General features: G+C 57.2%; 16 protein-coding genes. 10 read left to right on the forward strand and 6 right to left on the reverse strand.

The genetic code is table 11. The features are described from left to right. Window positions 1-35: 35 nt before the first annotated feature. Together ADB02_RS04150 and ADB02_RS04155 are read right to left on the reverse strand one after the other, a co-directional pair. Window positions 36-1,781: a DEAD/DEAH box helicase gene (locus tag ADB02_RS04150; protein WP_048733265.1), complete on the reverse strand. Its 1,746-nt coding sequence runs from the start codon at window positions 1,779-1,781 to the stop codon at window positions 36-38. Then, on the reverse strand, window positions 1,778-2,026 hold the full coding sequence (locus tag ADB02_RS04155) for a DUF3039 domain-containing protein (RefSeq protein ID WP_005509477.1): 249 nt from the start codon (window positions 2,024-2,026) through the stop codon (window positions 1,778-1,780). Before ADB02_RS04155 ends, ADB02_RS04150 begins: the two co-directional genes overlap by 4 nt. A 174-nt stretch (window positions 2,027-2,200) precedes the next feature. Here ADB02_RS04155 and ADB02_RS04160 point away from each other — a divergent pair, with 174 nt between their 5' ends. The 6 genes from ADB02_RS04160 (at window position 2,201) to galE (ending at window position 7,869) form a co-directional block, all read left to right on the forward strand. Continuing rightward, entirely contained in the window at window positions 2,201-2,740 is a 540-nt protein-coding gene (locus tag ADB02_RS04160; protein ID WP_016422647.1) for a DUF3099 domain-containing protein, read from the forward strand. A 38-nt stretch (window positions 2,741-2,778) separates the two neighbouring features. Beyond that, window positions 2,779-4,344 carry a methyltransferase gene (locus tag ADB02_RS04165; RefSeq protein ID WP_049189733.1) on the forward strand — a complete coding sequence of 522 codons (1,566 nt, stop codon included), beginning with the start codon at window positions 2,779-2,781 and terminating at the stop codon, window positions 4,342-4,344. Then, entirely contained in the window at window positions 4,345-4,779 is a 435-nt protein-coding gene (gene dtd / locus ADB02_RS04170; RefSeq protein WP_049170914.1) for a D-aminoacyl-tRNA deacylase, read from the forward strand. 136 nt (window positions 4,780-4,915) lie between these two features. Further along, on the forward strand, window positions 4,916-5,905 hold the full coding sequence (locus tag ADB02_RS04175; protein WP_016422644.1) for a sigma-70 family RNA polymerase sigma factor: 990 nt from the start codon (window positions 4,916-4,918) through the stop codon (window positions 5,903-5,905). Between the two features lie 303 nt (window positions 5,906-6,208). Next, window positions 6,209-6,889: a metal-dependent transcriptional regulator gene (locus ADB02_RS04180; protein ID WP_016422643.1), complete on the forward strand. Its 681-nt coding sequence runs from the start codon at window positions 6,209-6,211 to the stop codon at window positions 6,887-6,889. Next, on the forward strand, window positions 6,886-7,869 hold the full coding sequence (gene galE / locus ADB02_RS04185) for a UDP-glucose 4-epimerase GalE (protein WP_049189734.1): 984 nt from the start codon (window positions 6,886-6,888) through the stop codon (window positions 7,867-7,869). Before ADB02_RS04180 ends, galE begins: the two co-directional genes overlap by 4 nt. A gap of 26 nt (window positions 7,870-7,895) precedes the next feature. Here galE and ADB02_RS04190 read toward each other — a convergent pair whose 3' ends face one another. Further along, window positions 7,896-9,008 (reverse strand): DUF4192 domain-containing protein, encoded by a 1,113-nt coding sequence (locus tag ADB02_RS04190; protein WP_049189735.1) that lies wholly within the window; start codon window positions 9,006-9,008, stop codon window positions 7,896-7,898. Window positions 9,009-9,237: 229 nt separating this feature from the next. On the opposite strand from ADB02_RS04190, the gene ADB02_RS04195 reads away from it, so the two are divergent. Together ADB02_RS04195 and ADB02_RS04200 are read left to right on the forward strand one after the other, a co-directional pair. Further along, complete coding sequence (locus ADB02_RS04195; RefSeq protein ID WP_049189736.1) at window positions 9,238-10,440, forward strand: PAC2 family protein; 1,203 nt, start codon at window positions 9,238-9,240, stop codon at window positions 10,438-10,440. A 42-nt stretch (window positions 10,441-10,482) separates the two neighbouring features. Then, window positions 10,483-13,002 carry a DEAD/DEAH box helicase gene (locus ADB02_RS04200; RefSeq protein WP_152682025.1) on the forward strand — a complete coding sequence of 840 codons (2,520 nt, stop codon included), beginning with the start codon at window positions 10,483-10,485 and terminating at the stop codon, window positions 13,000-13,002. Window positions 13,003-13,080: 78 nt separating this feature from the next. Here ADB02_RS04200 and ADB02_RS04205 read toward each other — a convergent pair whose 3' ends face one another. Further along, complete coding sequence (locus ADB02_RS04205) at window positions 13,081-14,013, reverse strand: hydrogen peroxide-inducible genes activator (RefSeq protein WP_049189738.1); 933 nt, start codon at window positions 14,011-14,013, stop codon at window positions 13,081-13,083. Window positions 14,014-14,118: 105 nt separating this feature from the next. Here ADB02_RS04205 and ADB02_RS04210 point away from each other — a divergent pair, with 105 nt between their 5' ends. Then, window positions 14,119-14,715 carry a peroxiredoxin gene (locus ADB02_RS04210; RefSeq protein ID WP_016422637.1) on the forward strand — a complete coding sequence of 199 codons (597 nt, stop codon included), beginning with the start codon at window positions 14,119-14,121 and terminating at the stop codon, window positions 14,713-14,715. A gap of 5 nt (window positions 14,716-14,720) precedes the next feature. Continuing rightward, window positions 14,721-15,245 carry a carboxymuconolactone decarboxylase family protein gene (locus ADB02_RS04215; RefSeq protein ID WP_016422636.1) on the forward strand — a complete coding sequence of 175 codons (525 nt, stop codon included), beginning with the start codon at window positions 14,721-14,723 and terminating at the stop codon, window positions 15,243-15,245. Window positions 15,246-15,372: 127 nt separating this feature from the next. Here the strand turns inward: ADB02_RS04215 and ADB02_RS04220 are convergent, their stop codons facing one another. Together ADB02_RS04220 and ADB02_RS04225 are read right to left on the reverse strand one after the other, a co-directional pair. Continuing rightward, window positions 15,373-16,590: a hypothetical protein gene (locus ADB02_RS04220; RefSeq protein WP_049189739.1), complete on the reverse strand. Its 1,218-nt coding sequence runs from the start codon at window positions 16,588-16,590 to the stop codon at window positions 15,373-15,375. Window positions 16,591-16,732: 142 nt separating this feature from the next. After that, entirely contained in the window at window positions 16,733-18,835 is a 2,103-nt protein-coding gene (locus tag ADB02_RS04225) for a neutral/alkaline non-lysosomal ceramidase N-terminal domain-containing protein (protein ID WP_049189740.1), read from the reverse strand. Window positions 18,836-19,019: the final 184 nt, after the last annotated feature.

Genomic DNA, 19,019 nt, shown 5'->3' on the forward strand with positions numbered 1-19,019 from the left:
CTCTCCACCATAGATTGCTCAGTTCGTTTGAAACCCTACCAATTACGCAGGTAGCTGATGCGATCACGCAACTGTTCCTCCGTACATAGCGCAGTCGGCGGGCCACCACAGGCGCGCCGAACCTCGTTATGCACTTGACCATGTGGCTTACCGGTTCGCGCCGCTGTCATCGACACCAGCGTATTGAGCTCCTTCCGCAACTTCGGCAACACCTCACTGGCCACCTTCTGCGGCCTTGGGTACGCCGATCCCTCAATCCGGTGCACCGCGCCCCCTTCGCCCCCGCTTGACGACGATTCCCTCGCCTCCTCGCGGGCTTCCTTCTCTCGGGCACTGGCGGCTTTAAGCTGTTCATCCTGCCGCTGACGCAGCAAGAGTCGCATCTGATCGGCGTCGAGAAGCCCTGGCAAACCCAGATAATCGGCCTCTTCGGCGGAACCAGCAACGGTTGCGGTGCCGTAGGAGGAGCCGTCGTAGATGAGGTAGTCGAGTTCAGCATCCGCGCCAATGGATTCGTAGGCCGGCAGCAATTCATCGGGCTCATCCTTGCGGCGATTGGCCTCAGCGACCAAGTCATCTTCCCAGCCCTCCGAAGGCCGATCCGGCTTGCCGAGCACGTGGTTGCGCTGCACCTCCATCTGCGAGGCCAAGTCGAGCAGCACCGGAATCGACGGCAAGAAGACGGAAGCAGTCTCCCCCGGCATGCGGCTTCGCACGAATCGTCCGATAGCCTGCGCGAAGAATAGCGGAGTCGAGGAACTTGTCGCGTACACACCGACCGCCAGCCTCGGCACGTCCACGCCTTCGGAGACCATGCGCACGGCTACCATCCACTCATCGGTGGACTCGGAGAAAGTCTTGATTCGTTCCGACGAGCCCGGTTCATCCGAGAGCACTAACGCCACCGGCGTAGAGGCAATCTGCTCGAGAATGCGTTTGTACGCACGGGCAGTTGCCGCATCGGAGGCGATAACCAGGCCACCCGCGTCCGGGATATGCTGCCTCATCTGCGAGAGCCGGGTGTGCGCTGCCCGCAGCACAGATGGCATCCACTCGCCCTTTGGGTCAAGCGCGGTGCGCCAAGCACGCGTGGTCTCCTCTGGGCTCATCACGGTGCCCAGTCGCGCAGCGAACTCATCACCCGCGCTATCACGCCAGCGAGCTTCACCGGAATAAGCCAAAAAGACCACTGGGCGCACGACGCCGTCGGCAAGCGCATTGGAATAGCCGTACGTGTAATCGGCGACGGAACGCGAGTAACCATCGCCGTCCGGCGAGTAGCGAACAAACGGAATCGCTGCGTCATCGGAGCGGAACGGCGTACCAGTTAGGCACAGGCGGCGTTCGACATCGCCGTAAGCTTCGGAAATACCGTCGCCCCAGCTCTTGGCATCGCCGCCGTGGTGCACCTCGTCCAGAATCACCAATGTCGGCCGAGCGGTGGCTACGGCATGGTGCTTAAACGGATGCACTGCGACTTGGGCGTAGGTCACAACAATTCCCTGGTAGGAGGGGTTTACCACACCCTTGGCGTTGGTGAATTTGGGATCCAACGCAATCCCCGAACGAGCAGCGGAAGCAGCCCACTGCACTTTCAGGTGCTCAGTGGGAACCACGACGATGATGCGCTCGACGATCCGGCGCGACAGCAACTCACTGGCGATACGCAAGGCGAAGGTCGTCTTACCTGCGCCCGGTGTCGCCACTGCAAGGAAGTCCTTGGGGTTAGTCGCCAGGTATTTGTCGAGGGCCTCCTGCTGCCATTTACGAAGCCCGCTCACTTGCGACGCAGGGACTTGTAAATCCGCTCGCAGTCAGGGCATACCGGTGAACCCGGCTTCGCTGACTTCTTCACAGGGAAGGTTTCACCGCACAGAGCAACGACGTAGGAGCCGTTGACCGCGGAGTTCACGATCTGGTCCTTCTTGACGTAATGGAAGAACTTCGGGGTATCGTCCCTCGTCGACTCATCGACGCGGGTATCGGTGCGTTCAATCGTCTTTGTCGTCTTCAATGGAGTGCTCACAGATTCCAATTGTGCCCCATCGGTCAAATTATGCCCAGTGACCCAGGTGCTGGCCGCTGCTGACTGCTGCCTTCCACAGCCATCCACAACATCGCTACGACTACGCGAGCATGCGGCTGCAACGGACATAGCTAGTTGAGACGACCCCACGCCACAGGCGTATGCTAGACAACCATGGCGCGAATCAATGACCGTCGCGACTCCGCGCTGCCGAAACGCGGAAGTTCCCGGCGACGCAAGAAAGACGCGGCGTTGATTACCGACGCCCGCGGCTCTCGGATTCGCAACTATGACCACCGCCGCCACGTCTACGCGGCTCTGCAATGGTCTCGCATTCCGCTGCTGCTTCTTTCCGGCGCTTTTTATCTGTGGTGGGATGTGCCGTGGATTGCAGCGATTCTCATGGTCGTCTCCGTACCCATGCCGTGGATCGCGGTTGTCATCGCCAATGGCGTTGGAGAACCCGCTGACAAGCGTAAGCCGCGCGTCTACAAGCCTGGAGTTGTACGCGAGCAAAACCGCAAATGGGAGGAGCAGCAACGCCAGCGCGCCCTCAAGGAAGCAGAGATGCGCGCGCTCGGTTCTGCCGCCAGTACCGAAGACACCGACGCACCGACGCAGTCCGGTAACGAGACCACCTCAAATCCCTTCGATGACGCAAATGTCATCGATATGCCGGAAGACGACGATTCGTCGTCAAGCTCCCCTAACTAGCCCCTCCGCCCCGCTTTACGACGAAGGTAGTGCCTACGATGACCTTTTCCCCCTCCACCTTCACCCCACCGACTGATCAGCAGCTTCGTGATTTTGTCGACTGTGCGGAGGAATTTGCCACCGCGCTCAGGCGCCTTGAGTTTTCCAGTGAGTCACTGCGTCGAGTCCTAGGCGCCGAGGGACTGGCCGCGCTGGACCGCGGTGAGCCCGGCGTTGTCGATGTTCTGCTTACCGAAACTGAGGGCGTTTCTGCGGACACTGTGACCGCGTTGCGTCTTTTCATCCTGGGCGATTTCGCCGACGCACAGCAGCTATTTGGGGCTGAGCTGACAGCCAAGTTACTGGGCAGCGGCATACTTGCCGGCACCGCCACCAACGCACAGGTGTGTATCGATGTGCGCCCGGTCGAGATTGCGGGAGTCGACCGTATTGTCTTTTCCGACCGCGATGCCTCTATGAGCGATCACGTTCCTGGACCCGATCATGTCTTGGGCGTAGGGCGGGCTTCCCGCTCCCTCCTCGATATTTCGCCGACCTCGGCGGTGGAATCCGTACTCGACCTCGGTGCCGGTTGTGGCGTCCAGAGCCTTGCCCAGCCGGATGCAAAGTCGATTGTCGCGACGGACATTCACCCCCGGGCGCTGTTTTTTGCCCGCGCTACTTTCGCAGCTAATGGCTTCGCCCAGGCGCAGGTCCTCGAAGGATCCTGGTTTGAACCGGTTGCAGCCAAGAAGTTTGACCGCATTGTGGCGAACCCGCCGTTCGTCGTAGGGCTGCCAAGTGTGGAACATGTTTACCGTGACTCAGGATTGAATCTGGACGGTGCCACCGAACTTATGATCCGCGGTCTGGCCGACCATCTCACCGACGGCGGCACGGCGCATCTGCTCGGTGCTTGGGCCCATATCGAAGGCGAAAGTTGGCAACAGCGCATCGCCTCTTGGCTCCCTGCTGAAGGCCTCGAAGTGTGGGTAACACAACGAGATGTCGCCACGCCGGCGGAATACATCGGCACCTGGCTTCGAGACGAGTCCATCGACCCCCGCAGCCCAGAAGGCTGCGAGCGCTCCCGTGCCTGGCTGGAGCACTTCCGCAACAGCGGCGTGACAGGCATCGGGTTCGGCTACATCACAGTCCAACGCATTGCCGGCCCGACTTCCGCCGTGTGCGAAGAAATGCCGCAGCCTTTGGCCGCTCCCTTCGGCGCCGAAGCCCAGGAGTATCTCGGCCGCGCCGAATGGCTTCGCGCACAAACTGCTAACACCATCCTCGAAGCTGCCTTTACTGTGCGACCCGGCGTCGCCTTAGAACGCGTTTCGCTTGCCGACGTCGACAGCGGCCAGGGCTTCACTGAGTTCGATACGCGCATCTCACGCACCGACGGCCCCGCCTGGACACACTCAATCGATGAGTCCGTCGCAACCATCCTGGGTGCACTGCATCCCGAAGCTGCCCTGGGCTCCGTCATCGACATCATGGCAATGTTTGGAGCCTTTGATGAGTCCGAAGTCCCTGCAATCAAGGACGCCCTAGTTCCCATCGTCGTTGACTTGGTTCGCCATGGTCTGATTCTCCCCGCCGAGCTCTTGGAGGATAAACAGTAAATGAAAGCCGTTCTCACCCGAGTTAAATCCGCGTCAGTCACTGTCGACGGCTCCGTTGTTGGCCACGTTGACGGAGGCGATACCGGCGCCATTTTGGCGCTCGTAGGTGTTGGCCGCGAGGACACTGCCGATGCTTGGGAAACGATGGCCCGCAAGATTGCGGAGCTGCGCATTCTGGATGGCGAGCTCAGCGCTGTCGACGCTGGCGCCCCGGTGCTCGTTGTTAGCCAATTCACGTTGATGGGGGCGACAAAGAAGGGACGGCGGCCGTCGTGGGTAGACGCGGCTCCGGGCCCAGAGGCCGGACCCGTCATAGAAAAAATTGTCGAGAACTTGCGCAATCGTGGCTTGACGGTCGAAACGGGACAATTTGGAGCGATGATGGAGGTCGCATCCGTCAATGATGGACCCTTTACAGTTCTCGTAGAATGCTAGTCGCGGCAGTTTTTCTTAACATTATATTTGCATGGCAAAATTACCCTATTGACATTCATCAACTTTCACGGGAACATTTCCGTAACTCCGTGCGTTGTAGTTATCGAGTCCACTTAAAAATCCAGGAGGCAGATTCATGAAGAGTGCCGATATTCAAAATGACGAACTGGAAGGTCAGCCACGGGACAAGGGGCGCCGCACTGGCAATAACTCCAATCCGTCCGCCGATTTGGTTCGTGTGTATTTGAACGGCATCGGAAAGACTGCTCTTCTCAGCGCTGAAGAAGAGGTGGAACTTTCTAAGCGCATTGAAGCCGGTGTATACGCCGAGCATTTGCTGCAGACCGGCGCGAAAATGACCCGCGCAAAGAAGCGTGATGTCAAGATTTTGGCAAAGGAAGGTAAGGCTGCACGCGCCCACCTACTCGAAGCCAATCTCCGTCTTGTGGTCTCGCTGGCGAAGCGCTACACCAACCGCGGTATGCCTCTGCTGGATCTAATCCAGGAGGGCAACTTGGGCCTCATCCGCGCCATGGAAAAGTTCGACTACACCAAGGGTTTCAAGTTCTCCACTTACGCAACGTGGTGGATTCGCCAAGCTATTACCCGCGGTATGGCTGATCAGTCGCGCACCATTCGCCTCCCTGTTCATTTGGTTGAGCAGGTCAACAAGATTTCTCGTATCAAGCGTGAGCTCTACCAGCAACTCGGGCGTGAGGCTACGAATGAGGAATTGGCAGAGGAATCCGGCATTCCAGAAGCCAAGATTGAGATGCTGCTGCGTCAGTCCCGCGACCCGGTGAGCTTGGACATGCCGGTGGGCACTGATGAGGAAGCTCCTCTGGGAGACTTCATCGAGGACTCAGAGGCAACTGATGCCGAGGAGGCAGTTGTCGCTTCCCTGCGTCACCACGATGTCCGCAAGGTTCTGTCCACTCTCGAGATTCGAGAGCAGGAAGTTATTAAGCTCCGCTACGGTCTCGACGATGGCCTGCCCCGCACGCTGGATCAGATTGGCCGCCACTTTGGCCTGTCTCGAGAGCGCGTCCGCCAGATTGAGCGGGAAGTTATGTCCAAGCTCCGCGAGGGTGACCGTGCTGACAAGCTGCGTGAGTACGCAAACTAACGCCACATGGCGGTGACATCGATAGGGTTCCTAATTTCAGCCCTGAGATAGAGCTGGACTTCAATGCCGACCCCGTGCCGGAGTTTCATCCACACTGGCGGTCGGCGTTTTCGTCTGCACGTCGAACTTTCGACATCGCGTACGCTCCCTTCCGTCTCAGCAGCGCCCACCGAACCAAGCTTTTCGCTGCCTAATCAGCACCAAAGCCACTAGATTTGCGAGCCCTAACATCTTTCTTGCGCAAGTGTGGTTATCCTAATACTTGAGTGAAAACTTTTAAGACTGTGTTATCGGAGGAAAACCGTGAGGGATTTGGTTGACACCACGGAAATGTACTTACGTACGATTTTCGAACTCGAAGAAGAGGGCATCATTCCTTTGCGTGCTCGCATTGCCGAACGCCTTGAGCAGTCGGGGCCGACCGTTAGCCAAACCGTTGCGCGCATGGAGCGCGATGGCCTTCTCGTAGTTGCCCCAGATCGCAGCTTGCAGCTTTCCGACGAGGGCCGCAGGCTGGCCACGGCTGTCATGCGTAAGCACCGCCTAGCTGAGCGCCTACTTACGGATGTCATTGGCCTCGAATGGGACAAGGTTCACGACGAAGCCTGCCGCTGGGAGCACGTAATGAGTGACGAGGTCGAGCGCAAACTTCTCGACGTGCTTGACTCTTACACACGCTCCCCATTCGGCAATCCGATTCCCGGTTTGGGAGACCTCGGTGGGACTCAGTCACCAGAGTCGTTAGAGAACGTTCGCCGACTGTCCGATCTAAACCCCGGCGAGTACACCGTTGAGATCGTCCAGATTAACGAAATCCTGCAGGTCGAGCAGAGCTACATGAAGCGTCTCCACAAGGCTGGAATTATGCCGGGTACTGAGGCACTTGCCGAGGTTGCCGCCGGCCGCGTGACTCTCGCCCGTGGTGATCATTCTCTTGACATTCCGGATACTCTGTCTCACGCAATCATGGTGATTATCAAATGAAACTCCTCGTCACTGGTGGTGCCGGCTACGTCGGTAGCGTGTGCTCGGCAGTATTGATTTCTCTTGGCCACGACGTCACCATTCTGGACAACTTCTCTGTTGGCAACCGTGATGCGGTGCCAGAGGGCGCGACCCTAGTCGAAGGCGATGTGGCGGACAAGGCCTACGAGGTTCTGTCCTCCGACAGCTTCGACGGCGTCGTTCATTTCGCTGCGAAATCGCTTGTTGGCGAGTCTGTTGAGGTTCCTTCCGACTACTGGCACAACAATGTGGGCCAAACCCTGAAGCTACTCGACGCAATGCGTGATACCGGTACGAATAACCTGGTGTTCTCTTCGACAGCTGCAACCTACGGTGAGCCAGAGAAGACACCAATTACCGAAGACATGCCAACCGCACCGACCAACCCTTACGGTGCCACCAAGCTGGCCATGGACTACGCCATCTCGTCTTACGCCAAGGCATACAACATCGGCGCTACCAGCTTGCGTTACTTCAATGTGGCGGGTGCCTGGGGCGGTTTTGGCGAAAACCGTGAGGTGGAAACTCACCTCATCCCCCTGGTACTGCAGGTTGCGCTCGGTCACCGCGACAAGATTATGGTCTTTGGCAATGACTGGCCGACTCCGGACGGCACCGCGGTTCGTGACTACATCCACATCAAAGACCTCGCCGATGCGCACGTCTTGGCACTGAAGTCCAACACGCCGGGAACCCACCGTATCTTCAACCTCGGTTCTGGCGACGGCTTTTCGGTTCGCCAGGTTATTGAGACCTGCCGTAAGGTCACCGGTCACCCGATTCCTGCTGAGGATGCACCGCGTAGAGCCGGTGATCCGGCAACCCTTATTGCCTCTTCTCAGCGCGCCATGGACGAGCTCGGATGGAAGCCCAATCACACGGAGTTGGAGACCATCGTCGCCGATGCATGGGAGTACACCAAGAACCTCGGCGACCGAGCCCACTCGGCGCACCGCTAGGTACTGCAGCACAGCTTGCAGGGTCGCTAATCAATACGCGGCATTTTCACCTTGTATACCCTGCGCAGCACCTCTTGTGCCGCACCAAGAATTGTGCCGACGCACCTCGGCACAATTTGATTGGCGACCGCAATTTCCAGCAACTGAGTCAGTGAATGATTCGGTTGCTCCCCTGCTGCCTCATCAAGGGCTGTTTGCGCATAGTTCTCCAGCCCAGCCGCGAACTTTGCGATGGCAAAACACGCTAAAGCGTTTGCACGCAGGCTGCCGCGGTGGACAATTGCGGCCTCGCGCCAGATTTCCGTCATTGGTTGCGCCAACTGCGTAGTAATGAAAATCATGGACATATCGCGCAAGGTGACGTTGGTCAGTGCTGCAGCAATGGCATATCCTGCGTTTTCATCACGCACCGCCTCATGTGCATCCATCACACCATCGGCCACGTTTTCCACGGCGGTTTTTAGCATGTCGAAGTGCTCAATGAGCGCGGGATTGTCCGAACCAATTTTGAGCTTCCTCGGCTGCTCAACGGCTGTCGCTCGTTCCCGGAGGCGTTCAATCAGAGCCCTGTCTTTACTGTCGCGGAATTGGCCACCTCGAAAATAGCTGCGGTACTCCTCATAGTTTTTGAAAATCTGCTCTCCCTGCCGAGAGATTAGATTTGCATTGTCGGTCATCAGACTGTCACCGACAATGCCGACGATCTCTCCCTGCTCGTCCGTGACAACTTCCCCCGCAGCAATAGTGGCAACGCCCGCCAAACGCACCTCATGCAGGCCGCCTTCTCGCAGCCAGCCTGTAATAGGTGTGGAGTCCTTTTCAATCCCCCAGGATTCGTCGATGATAAACACATCTGCGTGAGTGCATCCTTCATCGAGCAGGAAGTCCGCGGCTGCCCGCACCAGGTCAGGATTGTTCTCCATCGAGGCCACATCCTTAATCAGCATCGGGCCAGCATGCGCTGTCGGATCAAACTCGACCTTGCCATCGATGAGATCTTCGACCTGCTGACGATACAACGCCGCAATCACTACCTGCCCCCGCGGATAGAATCCAACGATTCCCGGCAGGTTCGTCAGAAAAACACTCGGCTCAATTTCAGGCTTTTGTCCTGCACCGAAGTTCTTTTTGTTTCCCATTTATTCCTTACCCCTTTTCCCCCATTGGAATAGCTCGACAGCGGACAATCCTCTCGCCATCTGGTGGCTCTCATTGTTATCGAATCCGCAACAGCCTTGCTTGTGCGCGACCGGAAAAATCGGCCCATCTGTGGACTACTTTCAACTTGTGGATAACTGGAATAATTTCTGCGGTATCGTGGTTGTTTACTTCAAATGACGAAAAATGTGATGCAGGAGGTAGTCGTACGTGAGTGATCCGACCGACAAGCCTCAGGGCAATATGTACGAGGTAGTTTTCCCGGTTCCTGACGTAACGGGAAGCGAGGGCCATCTGACCCTGGTCATTGCACTTAGCGGTTATGCGGATGCCGGTAATGCCGTCTCGGAATCAGCTAGTTTCCTCTTGGATGCTCTCGAGCACCGTCCATTGGTGAACTTTTCTATCGACGAGCTGATTGATTATCGTTCTCGCCGTCCCTCTGTGACGATGAACCACGACCAGATTGTGGATGTATCCGATTTGAACCTGTCACTCAATGTGGTTCGCGACAACGTCGGTAAGCCGTTCTTGCTGCTTTCTGGCCCTGAGCCAGACATGCGGTGGGAGGCTTTCTCGACTGCCGTGGCAGATTTGGCGGAGCGCTACGATGTCGGTCGGACTGTGTCGCTGTACTCGGCTCCGATGACGGTTCCGCACACCCGACCGCTGGGCATCATCGCCCATGGCACAGATAAGCGGAAACTCGGTGATATGCATACCTGGGGAAACCGCGTCACAGTTCCGGGTGCTGCGAGCCTGAACATTGAGTACGAGCTCGCCAGCCGCGGTTGTGATGCCTTTGGTTTCACCGCACAGGTGCCACACTATGTCGCGGCCTCTGAGTATCCGCTGGCGTCACTGCGGCTGTTGCAGGAGGTAGCAAAACTAGCCAAGCTCGAGCTCCCGCTTGAGGCGTTGGAGAAGGAATCCGCGCGGGTGGCGGAGCTGCTCAATACGCAGACGAATGATTCCGGCGAGGTCTCTCAGCTGGTCAATCTTCTCGAAGAACAGTACGACCAGGAAGTTCAACGTCGTCAAGAGCTGGAGACTTCTCCCCTACTTGGACCTAACGGCGAGATGCCTTCGGCCGACGAGATTGGCGCTGAGTTCGAAAGGTTCCTCGCTTCTCAACCGCTGCGCCCAGTAGAGGATTCTTCCTCGCTTGACGACGAGGCGGAGACCCCGGCCAACTCGGATTCCTCGGTAACTACATCAGAGGACACTGACGCACACTCGGAAGAACCCGAGTCGGCCTCGGCGGATGATAGGTCTGCGGAGTTTTCTGCAGACGGCACTGCCGAACAGCCTGAGTCAGAACAGCCTCGGGAAGAGCAGGCGGAAAGCGAAGAATCCGGTGAACCGGAACAACCTCGCCGTCGGCGCGGCTGGAAGCCCTGGTTCCGCTTCTAATCCGGGGTTACCGCTAGGGTGGGAAGCGTGTCACTATCTGAAATGCTTCCCGACCTAGCTGAGGTTCCTGAGCCCCTTTTCGACGATGCAATTATGGACTCATTCATTGCCTGGACCAGGGATCAGGGCATCACGCTCTACCCGGCGCAGGAAGAGGCCGCTATCGGCTTGGCCGGTGGCGACCATGTCATCCTTGCCACTCCAACGGGGTCGGGCAAGTCGATGGTGGCTATCGCCGCCCATTTCTGCGCGCTTGCCCGTGGCCAACGCAGCTTTTACACGGCGCCTATTAAGGCCTTGGTAAGCGAGAAGTTCTTTGCCCTCTGCGAGGTCTTTGGCGCAGAGAATGTCGGAATGATGACCGGCGATGCCACCGTCAACGGTGGTGCACCCATCATCTGCGCAACTGCGGAAATTGTCGCCAATATCGCCCTGCGCGACGGGGCTGACGCCGATATTGACCAGGTGGTAATGGATGAATTCCATTTCTATGCGGATCCCGATCGCGGGTGGGCATGGCAAGTGCCCTTGCTCGAGCTTTCTCGTTCCCAATTCCTGTTGATGTCCGCCACTCTCGGAGACACCTCGAAGTTTGAAACCGACTTGAAGGAACGCACGGGACTCGACGTCAACCTCGTTACAGGTACGACGCGCCCGGTACCGCTGGATTTCCACTATGTCTACACACCAGTTCATGGCACGCTGGCGGAGTTGCTGGAATCCGGCAAAGCCCCAATCTACATTGTCTTTTTCTCCCAGCGCCAAGCAGCTGAACAGGCGCAAGCACTGACCGGTCTGAAGCTGCTGACGAAGGAGGAAAAGGAGCGGATTCGCGAAGAGATTGGCGATTTCCGGTTTACCACGGCCTTTGGTCGAGTTCTTTCCAAGTTGGTGCGCCAGGGCATTGGCGTCCACCATGCGGGAATGCTGCCGAAGTACCGTCGTTTGGTTGAGCGTCTCTCTCAGACTGGTCTGCTGAAGGTCATCTGTGGCACGGATACCCTCGGCGTCGGCATCAACGTGCCTATTCGCACGGTGCTGATTACCGGTTTGGCCAAGTTCGATGGCCGTCGTAGCCGTATTCTCAAGTCACGCGAGTTCCACCAGATCGCTGGACGCGCCGGCCGTGCTGGCTACGACACCGAGGGCACCGTAGTTGTCGAAGCACCTGAACACGAAATCGAAAACGCCAAGCTGCGGCGCCGTGCCGGCCAGGATGAGGCCAAACTGAAGAAATTGCGGCTGAAGTCCGTTCCCAAGGGCGAAGTGACATGGTCGGAGAAGACCTTCGACAAAATCGTTTCTCAGCCACCGGAGCCGCTGACCAGCCGCTTTGCAGTTACCAACGGTATGTTGCTCAACGTCATTGCACGTGGAGGCGATACCTACGAACACATGCGTCATCTGCTGCGCACCAATCACGACACCCGCCACCAGCAAAATGAGGCTATTCTGACCGCAATTGAGCTCTACCGCGGTTTGGTCAACGCGGGAATCGTCGTCACGCATGGCGAGGGCGATGACTGCCGCCCCGAGCTGACAATGGAGCTGCAGCGTGACTTCGCGCTCAATCAGCCGCTGTCGCCTTTCGCCATCGCCGCGCTCGAACTGCTGGATAAGGACAGCCCGAACTACGCACTCGATGTCATCAGTGTGTTTGAGTCAATTCTGGAAGACCCTCGCCCACTGCTCATCGCGCAGCAGAAAAAGGCACGCGGTGAAGAAATCGCCGCGCTCAAGGCCGAGGGTGTTGATTACACCGAACGTATGAACATCGTCGAAGACATCACATGGCCGATGCCGCTTGCCGACGAGCTGGAGGGCGCATTCGACACCTATGCTCAAGGTCACCCGTGGGTGCGTGAGTTTTCGCTGTCGCCCAAGTCTGTGGTGCGCGAGATGGTGGAAAAGGCCATGACTTTCTCGGACGTGGTATCTGAGTACGGAATTGCCCGCTCCGAAGGTATTTTCCTGCGCTATCTCACCGATGCCTGGCGCACTTTGCGGCACACTCTCCCTCCGGAAGCCGCTAACGAGGAACTCCGGGACATTGTGGAATGGCTCGGCGAGCTCGTTGTGCAGGTGGATAACTCCCTGGTGGATGAATGGGCGCAGATGGCCGATCCGGACAAGCCATTGGACGAGGAAACTCTCAAGGAAGCGGCTTTTGGCACCGACGAGTCGCGGCCCCTTACAGGCAACGAACGTGCATTTACCCGTATGGTGCGCAATCTCATGTTTCGCCACGTGCAGCTCTTTGCCTTTGAAAAGGAGGAGGAGCTGGCCGACCTGGACAACTACCTCGACGACGCACCTGATTGGCCTGCCGCGATGGATGACTACTTCGATGAATACGATGACCTAGGGATCGATGCAAAAGCTCGCGGCGGCGATATGATTTCGATTGACCGCAAGGCTGGTGAGGGCCTATGGCATGTTATCCAGATACTCGATGACCCTGAGGGCGACCACGGCTGGCGCTTTGAAGCGGACGTTGACTTGGCTGCATCTGATGAATACGGCGAGGTCAGGTTGGCATCGCTGCGAATTATTCAGGGATAAACGCGAAAAACCGGGCTGGAACTGCCAGCCCGGTTTTTGCTTATTTCGTACGCTATTGCAGCATGCGCCAAGAGAGCTTTAGGCAACAGCGTCTATGTATGCTTGCCGTACCAGTTCGGCAATTCGATTGAACTCGCCGCCGCGTACCGATGATGCGCGGTGAACCAGCCCAATGGTGCGTCCCGGCCGTGCCGGACCTTCGAATCGCGCAACAGCCAGGCCGGGTCGGTCGGCCTCAATCTTGACAGCCGATTCCGGTACAAGCGACTGCCCCAACCCACCGGCAACACACTGCACGACGGTCGATAGAGAAGCCGCCCGTGTTTCCAAGCTGGAGGTCTCGCCGTGAACAGCATCGACCTTGCGACAAATATCCAACACCTGGTCACGCAGGCAATGACCGTCGTCAAGCAGGAGCAAGTCCAAGTCCCTGATCGCCTCAAGCTTTACGTCTTCTTTACCGGCCAGCGGATGATCCTCTGGCACGACGATGTAGAACTCCTCGTCGTAGAGGTAAATCTCTTCAAAGGAAGGCACATCAGACGGCAGTGCCATGATCGCTGCATCAATGGTGCCGGAGCGAAGTGATTCGATGAGACGCTCGGTCGGCTCTTCGACGATCCTAGGCTTTAGATCTGGCAGCTCGTCACGAACCAACTGGAGGAAGTTGGGCAGCACGTATGGAGCAACCGTAGGGATAACACCAATGGATAGTGGTCCGGACAAATCATCTGTACGGCCAGAGGCGCGAGCAACGATCTCGTCAACAATTTCAGATGCTTGGCGGGCATATGGAATCAGACCGCGACCGAGTGGCGTCACCAGCACTCGGCGAGTCGAACGCTCTACAAGCTGCACCCCCAGTCCCTGCTCAAGGGTAGAAAGCGCTTGTGACAGGCTGGGCTGTGAAATGCCGAGGCGGGCAGCGGCTTGACCGAAGTGACCGGTATCGGCAATCGCGACAAAGGCACGTAACTGAGGCAAAGTGGGCCGATAATCTCTATTACGCATACCTATAAGCCTACACGAGCTTATTAACTTTTTCCTCTTGACGGTTCGGGGATCCATAGGCATAATGGTGTGTGACCCCAAAAGGAATACATTCAGGAGGATTCCATGGCAATTTTGACTGTTGGCGACAAGTTCCCCGAGTTTTCTCTGACCGCTCTGAAGGGCGGCAACCTGCGTGATGCAAACGCTTCTTCTCCGGATGACTACTTCGAGCAGGTAACCAATGAGTCCTACGAGGGTAAGTGGAAGGTCGTCTTCTTCTACCCGAAGGACTTCACCTTTGTCTGCCCGACTGAGATTGCTGCATTCGGCAAGCTGAACGAGGAATTCGAGGACCGCGACACCGTTATTCTCGGTGGCTCTGGCGACAACGAGTTCTCCCACTTCAACTGGCGTGCAACCCACGAGGAACTGCTGGACATCCCGTTCCCGATGTTCTCCGACATTCGCCACGACCTGATGCGTGCACTCGGCGTCGAGAACGCTGACGGTGTTGCAGACCGCGCAACCTTCATCATTGACCCGGACGGCATCATTCAGTTCGTCTCCGTTACCCCGGACGCTGTCGGTCGTAACGTTGACGAGGTTCTGCGTGTTCTCGACGCTCTTCAGTCTGAAGAGGTCTGCGCATGTAACTGGCAGAAGAATGACCCGACCAAGAACATCGACAAGATGGACGTTCTGAAGCAGGAGCTGAAGTAACTCATATGAGCATCGATAACCTTCGTTCCGGTCTACCGGAGTACGCCAAGGACATGAAGCTGAACCTTGGCACTCTCACCCGTTCTACGGAACTTTCCGAGCAGCAGCTGTGGGGTACCCTGCTTGCATCCGCTGCTGCCACCCGCAACGAGACCGTTTTCTCCGAGATCGCCGAGGAAGCCAAGGAGCACCTGTCTGACGAGGCTTTCGAGTCTGCACTTGGTGCGGCCACCGTTATGGGCATGAACAACGTTGCTTACCGCACTCGCCACATGCTCGGTGATGACTACGCACAGGTCAAGTTCGGCCTGCGCATGAACATCATCTCCAATCCGGGTGTCGAGAAGGAAGACTTCGAGCTGTGGTCTCTGGCAGTTTCTGCCATCAACGGCTGTGAAGCTTGCGTGACTTCTCACGCAAAGGTCGTCCGCGATGCTGGTCTGACCAAGGAGCAGGTCTGGGAAGCTGTGAAGATTGCAGGCACCGTCTCTGGTGTTGCACAGGCTGTCTTCGCCGAGGCTACCCGCTAAATATTCGGAGCATAGGTTCGGCTTTTGATAGCCGAACGCTCCCCCGCAGAATTACCTGCTGACGAAATAGCGCCCAAGGAACCAATTTGTACCGGTTCCTTGGGCGCTTTTTCTTGTTCGTTTTTGGCTACTGCTGTGGCGGGTAATAACCCGGATTCTCCTGGGCTTCATTGATAACCCGCCGGCCACCGATGAGCTGACGGTAGATGTGTACTTGCACTAGGAGAGCAAGCGGGACTGTGTACAACATACCGATATAGAAGAGCATTGCACCTGCGGAAGAAACAATCGACGTCAGAATGAATGCAACGAGCATCGTCCAATACTGAGGCTTCACCAAGCGCCATGCGACGACCGGAGCCTCAAGTGCTGTTGCTCGACCATCAAAAACAAGAAGCGGCATAGTCGCTGTGATTGGCATGATGAAGATGGACAGCACAAATACCAACAGGTAGCCGATGGGAATCATCGCAGCTGCAGCTTCACTGCCGTTGGCAGACAGGGATGCTCCAGCGATGAAGAGTGCCATCCCCGGAAGCATGGCGAGCAGCCCCACCAGGAACGTGACAATGTAGGCACCGATAAGAGATCCCCACCGGTTTACACGGAAGAAAGTACCGTAGCTCGGCACTCGCCCGTCGACAGCTTCGAACGCACCGCGCAGCATGAATGCCTGCATCGCGAACATGCCCACCGCAAATAGCAGTGCCATCGCGCCGAGAGTCGCGAACATCGACCCTAGATCCTCAAACGGAACATCGCCTGGATAGTTCGGCTCAAAGTCCGGATCGAAGTCACCAGATGCAAAGAGAATTGCCGCTGCGCCAACAATCAGGGCAACTAGTACGGCGAAGAACGTCAGCATGATGCCAAGCCAGGAAGCAAAATTGCTGTTTAGACTACGAAACGCCGCGGAAAAGGCACGTCCAATGTCGACCTTCGTCGACCCCTGTGCCACAGGCTTCACCGGCGGCTCATCGCCACCTGGCATGTTGACACCTGGAGCAAGCGCGCCGGCTGCAGGATTCCCACCTGCCGGTTGCTGCCAGTAGCTCGAGTCCGCACCATGGGGTTGCCCGGCATAACTATCGCGAGACTCGCCAGTTCCATAAGAAGGAATTTCGCCATAAGCCTGTTCACGGCCGTAAGCCTGATTCCACTGTGGCGAATCCTCTGGTCCACGCGGGCCATGTTGTGCGTCCGAATCGAACCCGTAAGGGTTGTAATCCTGCGAACCATTGTTGGGAAAACCGTGACTCTGGGAGTCATAGTTATTGGACTCATTGTCCCGGCTGCCGTCACCGTAAGGATCGTTGTTGCTATATGGATCGTTTGAGGTATTCATGAAGCAAATTGCTCCTGCCAAATTGACGTATACATACAAATAATGCGCACAACGGACTATACGTGAGACAAGGCCTTGACGAGATTTTAAAGGCCGAAGTATAAGTCACATTGTGCGCATGGACGTATTTAATTGGACGTTCTTACACGAGCTCCACCGCGGCGACTCCCTCGAATGGGTTCAGCGAATCACCGGCACCCAACGCGCTACCACGCACGATGATGTCATACTTGCCCGGCGCGACTCCTCCGGTCTCCCAAGTGACCTTGGCGGTGGTATGAATACCGTCCTTGGCAAACTCAATGACAGTTGCCTGGTCCCAGTCGTCAGAAACGATCTCACCGCGGTCATTCTTGATAAGTAGGTAGCCGTCTTCCAGTCGCAAGTCGTTATTCGGATTTGCCGCGACGAATTGGGCAACGGCCTTCTGCCCTACCGTGACGCTTGCAGTCGATTCGAGCACGTCACCAAAATTCTTGCCCATTGGTGCAGAATCGATAATCTTTCCTCCTGCTGGCGACGGCGGGATGATGCCAGTGAGATCACCTGCAGCACTACCCGGGTCGACAGCCATGCCGTCGGCAAGCGCGTGGGCGAGATCGTGATAGATGGAGATCATCGCACTGAGCGTGTACTTGCCGAAAGCCGTCGCGCCGCCCTCGTAGTCCTGCTGATCGTATTCCTCTGGAGTAACGACGTAGTGTCCATAGCTGTTGGTGTAGCCCTGGCAGATGACAGTGTCGATTGGAACGCCGAGGACTTCAGCGACGTGCTGACGCATGCGATAACCCGACATCGTGGTGGGTTCAAGGCCGTTGGTAATCAAGGTGAAGCCACCGATGCGGGTGATGGAGAACATATGGGTCTGCTGGAGAAGACCATCGATGTAGCCCACTGGCAGCAGGCACTCTTTCTCGCCCTGAATCTCCCCGATATTCTTCGGGAGTACGACGTTATTGAGCTGACGTACCCACGGTGTGCCTCCACGCTGCCCCTCGTTGAAACCTAGGGCCGGTTCGCCGCCGCCGTCCTCCTGGCTACTGGCTGCGAAGGCCGCACCGAGGATTGCAGGTCCAGTGCGGTGTGGCTGGCCATCGGGAGTGAATTGGCCGTCGATGTCGACATCGCCAAGGTTGACCCACTTGTGGACGGTGGAGATTCCGCCTCCTGGCAGTGCAATGGTCTGGCCTTGGGTAGCGTCAATCTGACGCTGACCGAGAATGCGGGCGGACTCTGCTTCGTCTCCGTTGCCGGGACCCGAATTTGGCACGAGCCCCATGTTCGGGCTGATGTCACCCGGGCACGACATGGTAAATGCGGCGACAAAGGGGGCATCGGCTGGCTCACGGTGGGTAACTCCGCGGTCGACCTCAACCTTCCATGCTGCATAGCCTTTGTTGTCGCCGTCGATGATGGTGTGCTCGGGCCCGAAGGTGGTCGGATGAATTCCGTACCAGTTAATGAATCCGACTTCGCGGCCACCGCGACTCACGTGCAGTGTATGGCTTTCCGGGTTGACTCCGTCGGGGAAGCGACGCAGTTCTTCTTCAGGGTTACGCTTAAATGCCTCCAGGGAGCGGTTGACACCCGCATCCTGGGCAAGCCCCTTGGTCAGGTGGATAGTCGACGGCTGGTAATCAGCGTGTGCACGTTCAATCGCCTTGACCACACCAACGACCACAGCTTCGAAAGTGACGGGACGGAATCCGAGAGTAGTCAGGTCCACCATAAGATGGCCCGATGTACCACCCGGCGCGACATGCGTATGAGATGCGCAGATAAGCACGTTGCCCTCGTGGTAGAGGTCTCCGAAGAGAGCTCGCAGTCGCCGCAGAACTTCCATCTGGATGGACTGGAACATGAGCCCCATATCTGCGGTGACATGGACGACACGGTTGTCGTCGTCATCACCGAAGATGAATGCACGCGCCATCTGGCGAAGACGCAGACCCGAGGTGGTCTGGTCCATGACCGCATACCCGTTCATGCCAGCGCCAAGTGGCTCACCTGTCATGTCAGCCATTCCTCGACCGACATTCAAATTGGTGGTCGAATTCCCCGCGGCGGCAGAAGCCCCGTTTGCAGGAGCGGCGTTTGCCTTTGATGCACCATTTACGGCAGGCATCATACTCGCAGCTGACACGGCAGTTGCTCCGACGAGGAAGCCTCGCCTGCCCACTTGGTACGGGGCGCGTGCGGTTGGTTCTGCCGAATTCGACGATGATGCCATCTGGGGATCGAGCATGTCACATCCTCTTCATATTTCTTTTTGAATATCAATACATGGGAGATTAATCAGACAATCCCCTACGCGTGGCCTAATAAGCCAAAGTTCCCAAAATTCCCCCCGCGACAGCAGTAACCGATACGACATTCGCAAGGCGGTATCGCTGGGGCTATCTCGATGGCCCTGGGTGAATACGTCTCGG

This window comes from Corynebacterium sp. 212_CJEI (genome assembly GCF_001055915.1).
Lineage (GTDB): Bacteria > Actinomycetota > Actinomycetes > Mycobacteriales > Mycobacteriaceae > Corynebacterium > Corynebacterium jeikeium_D.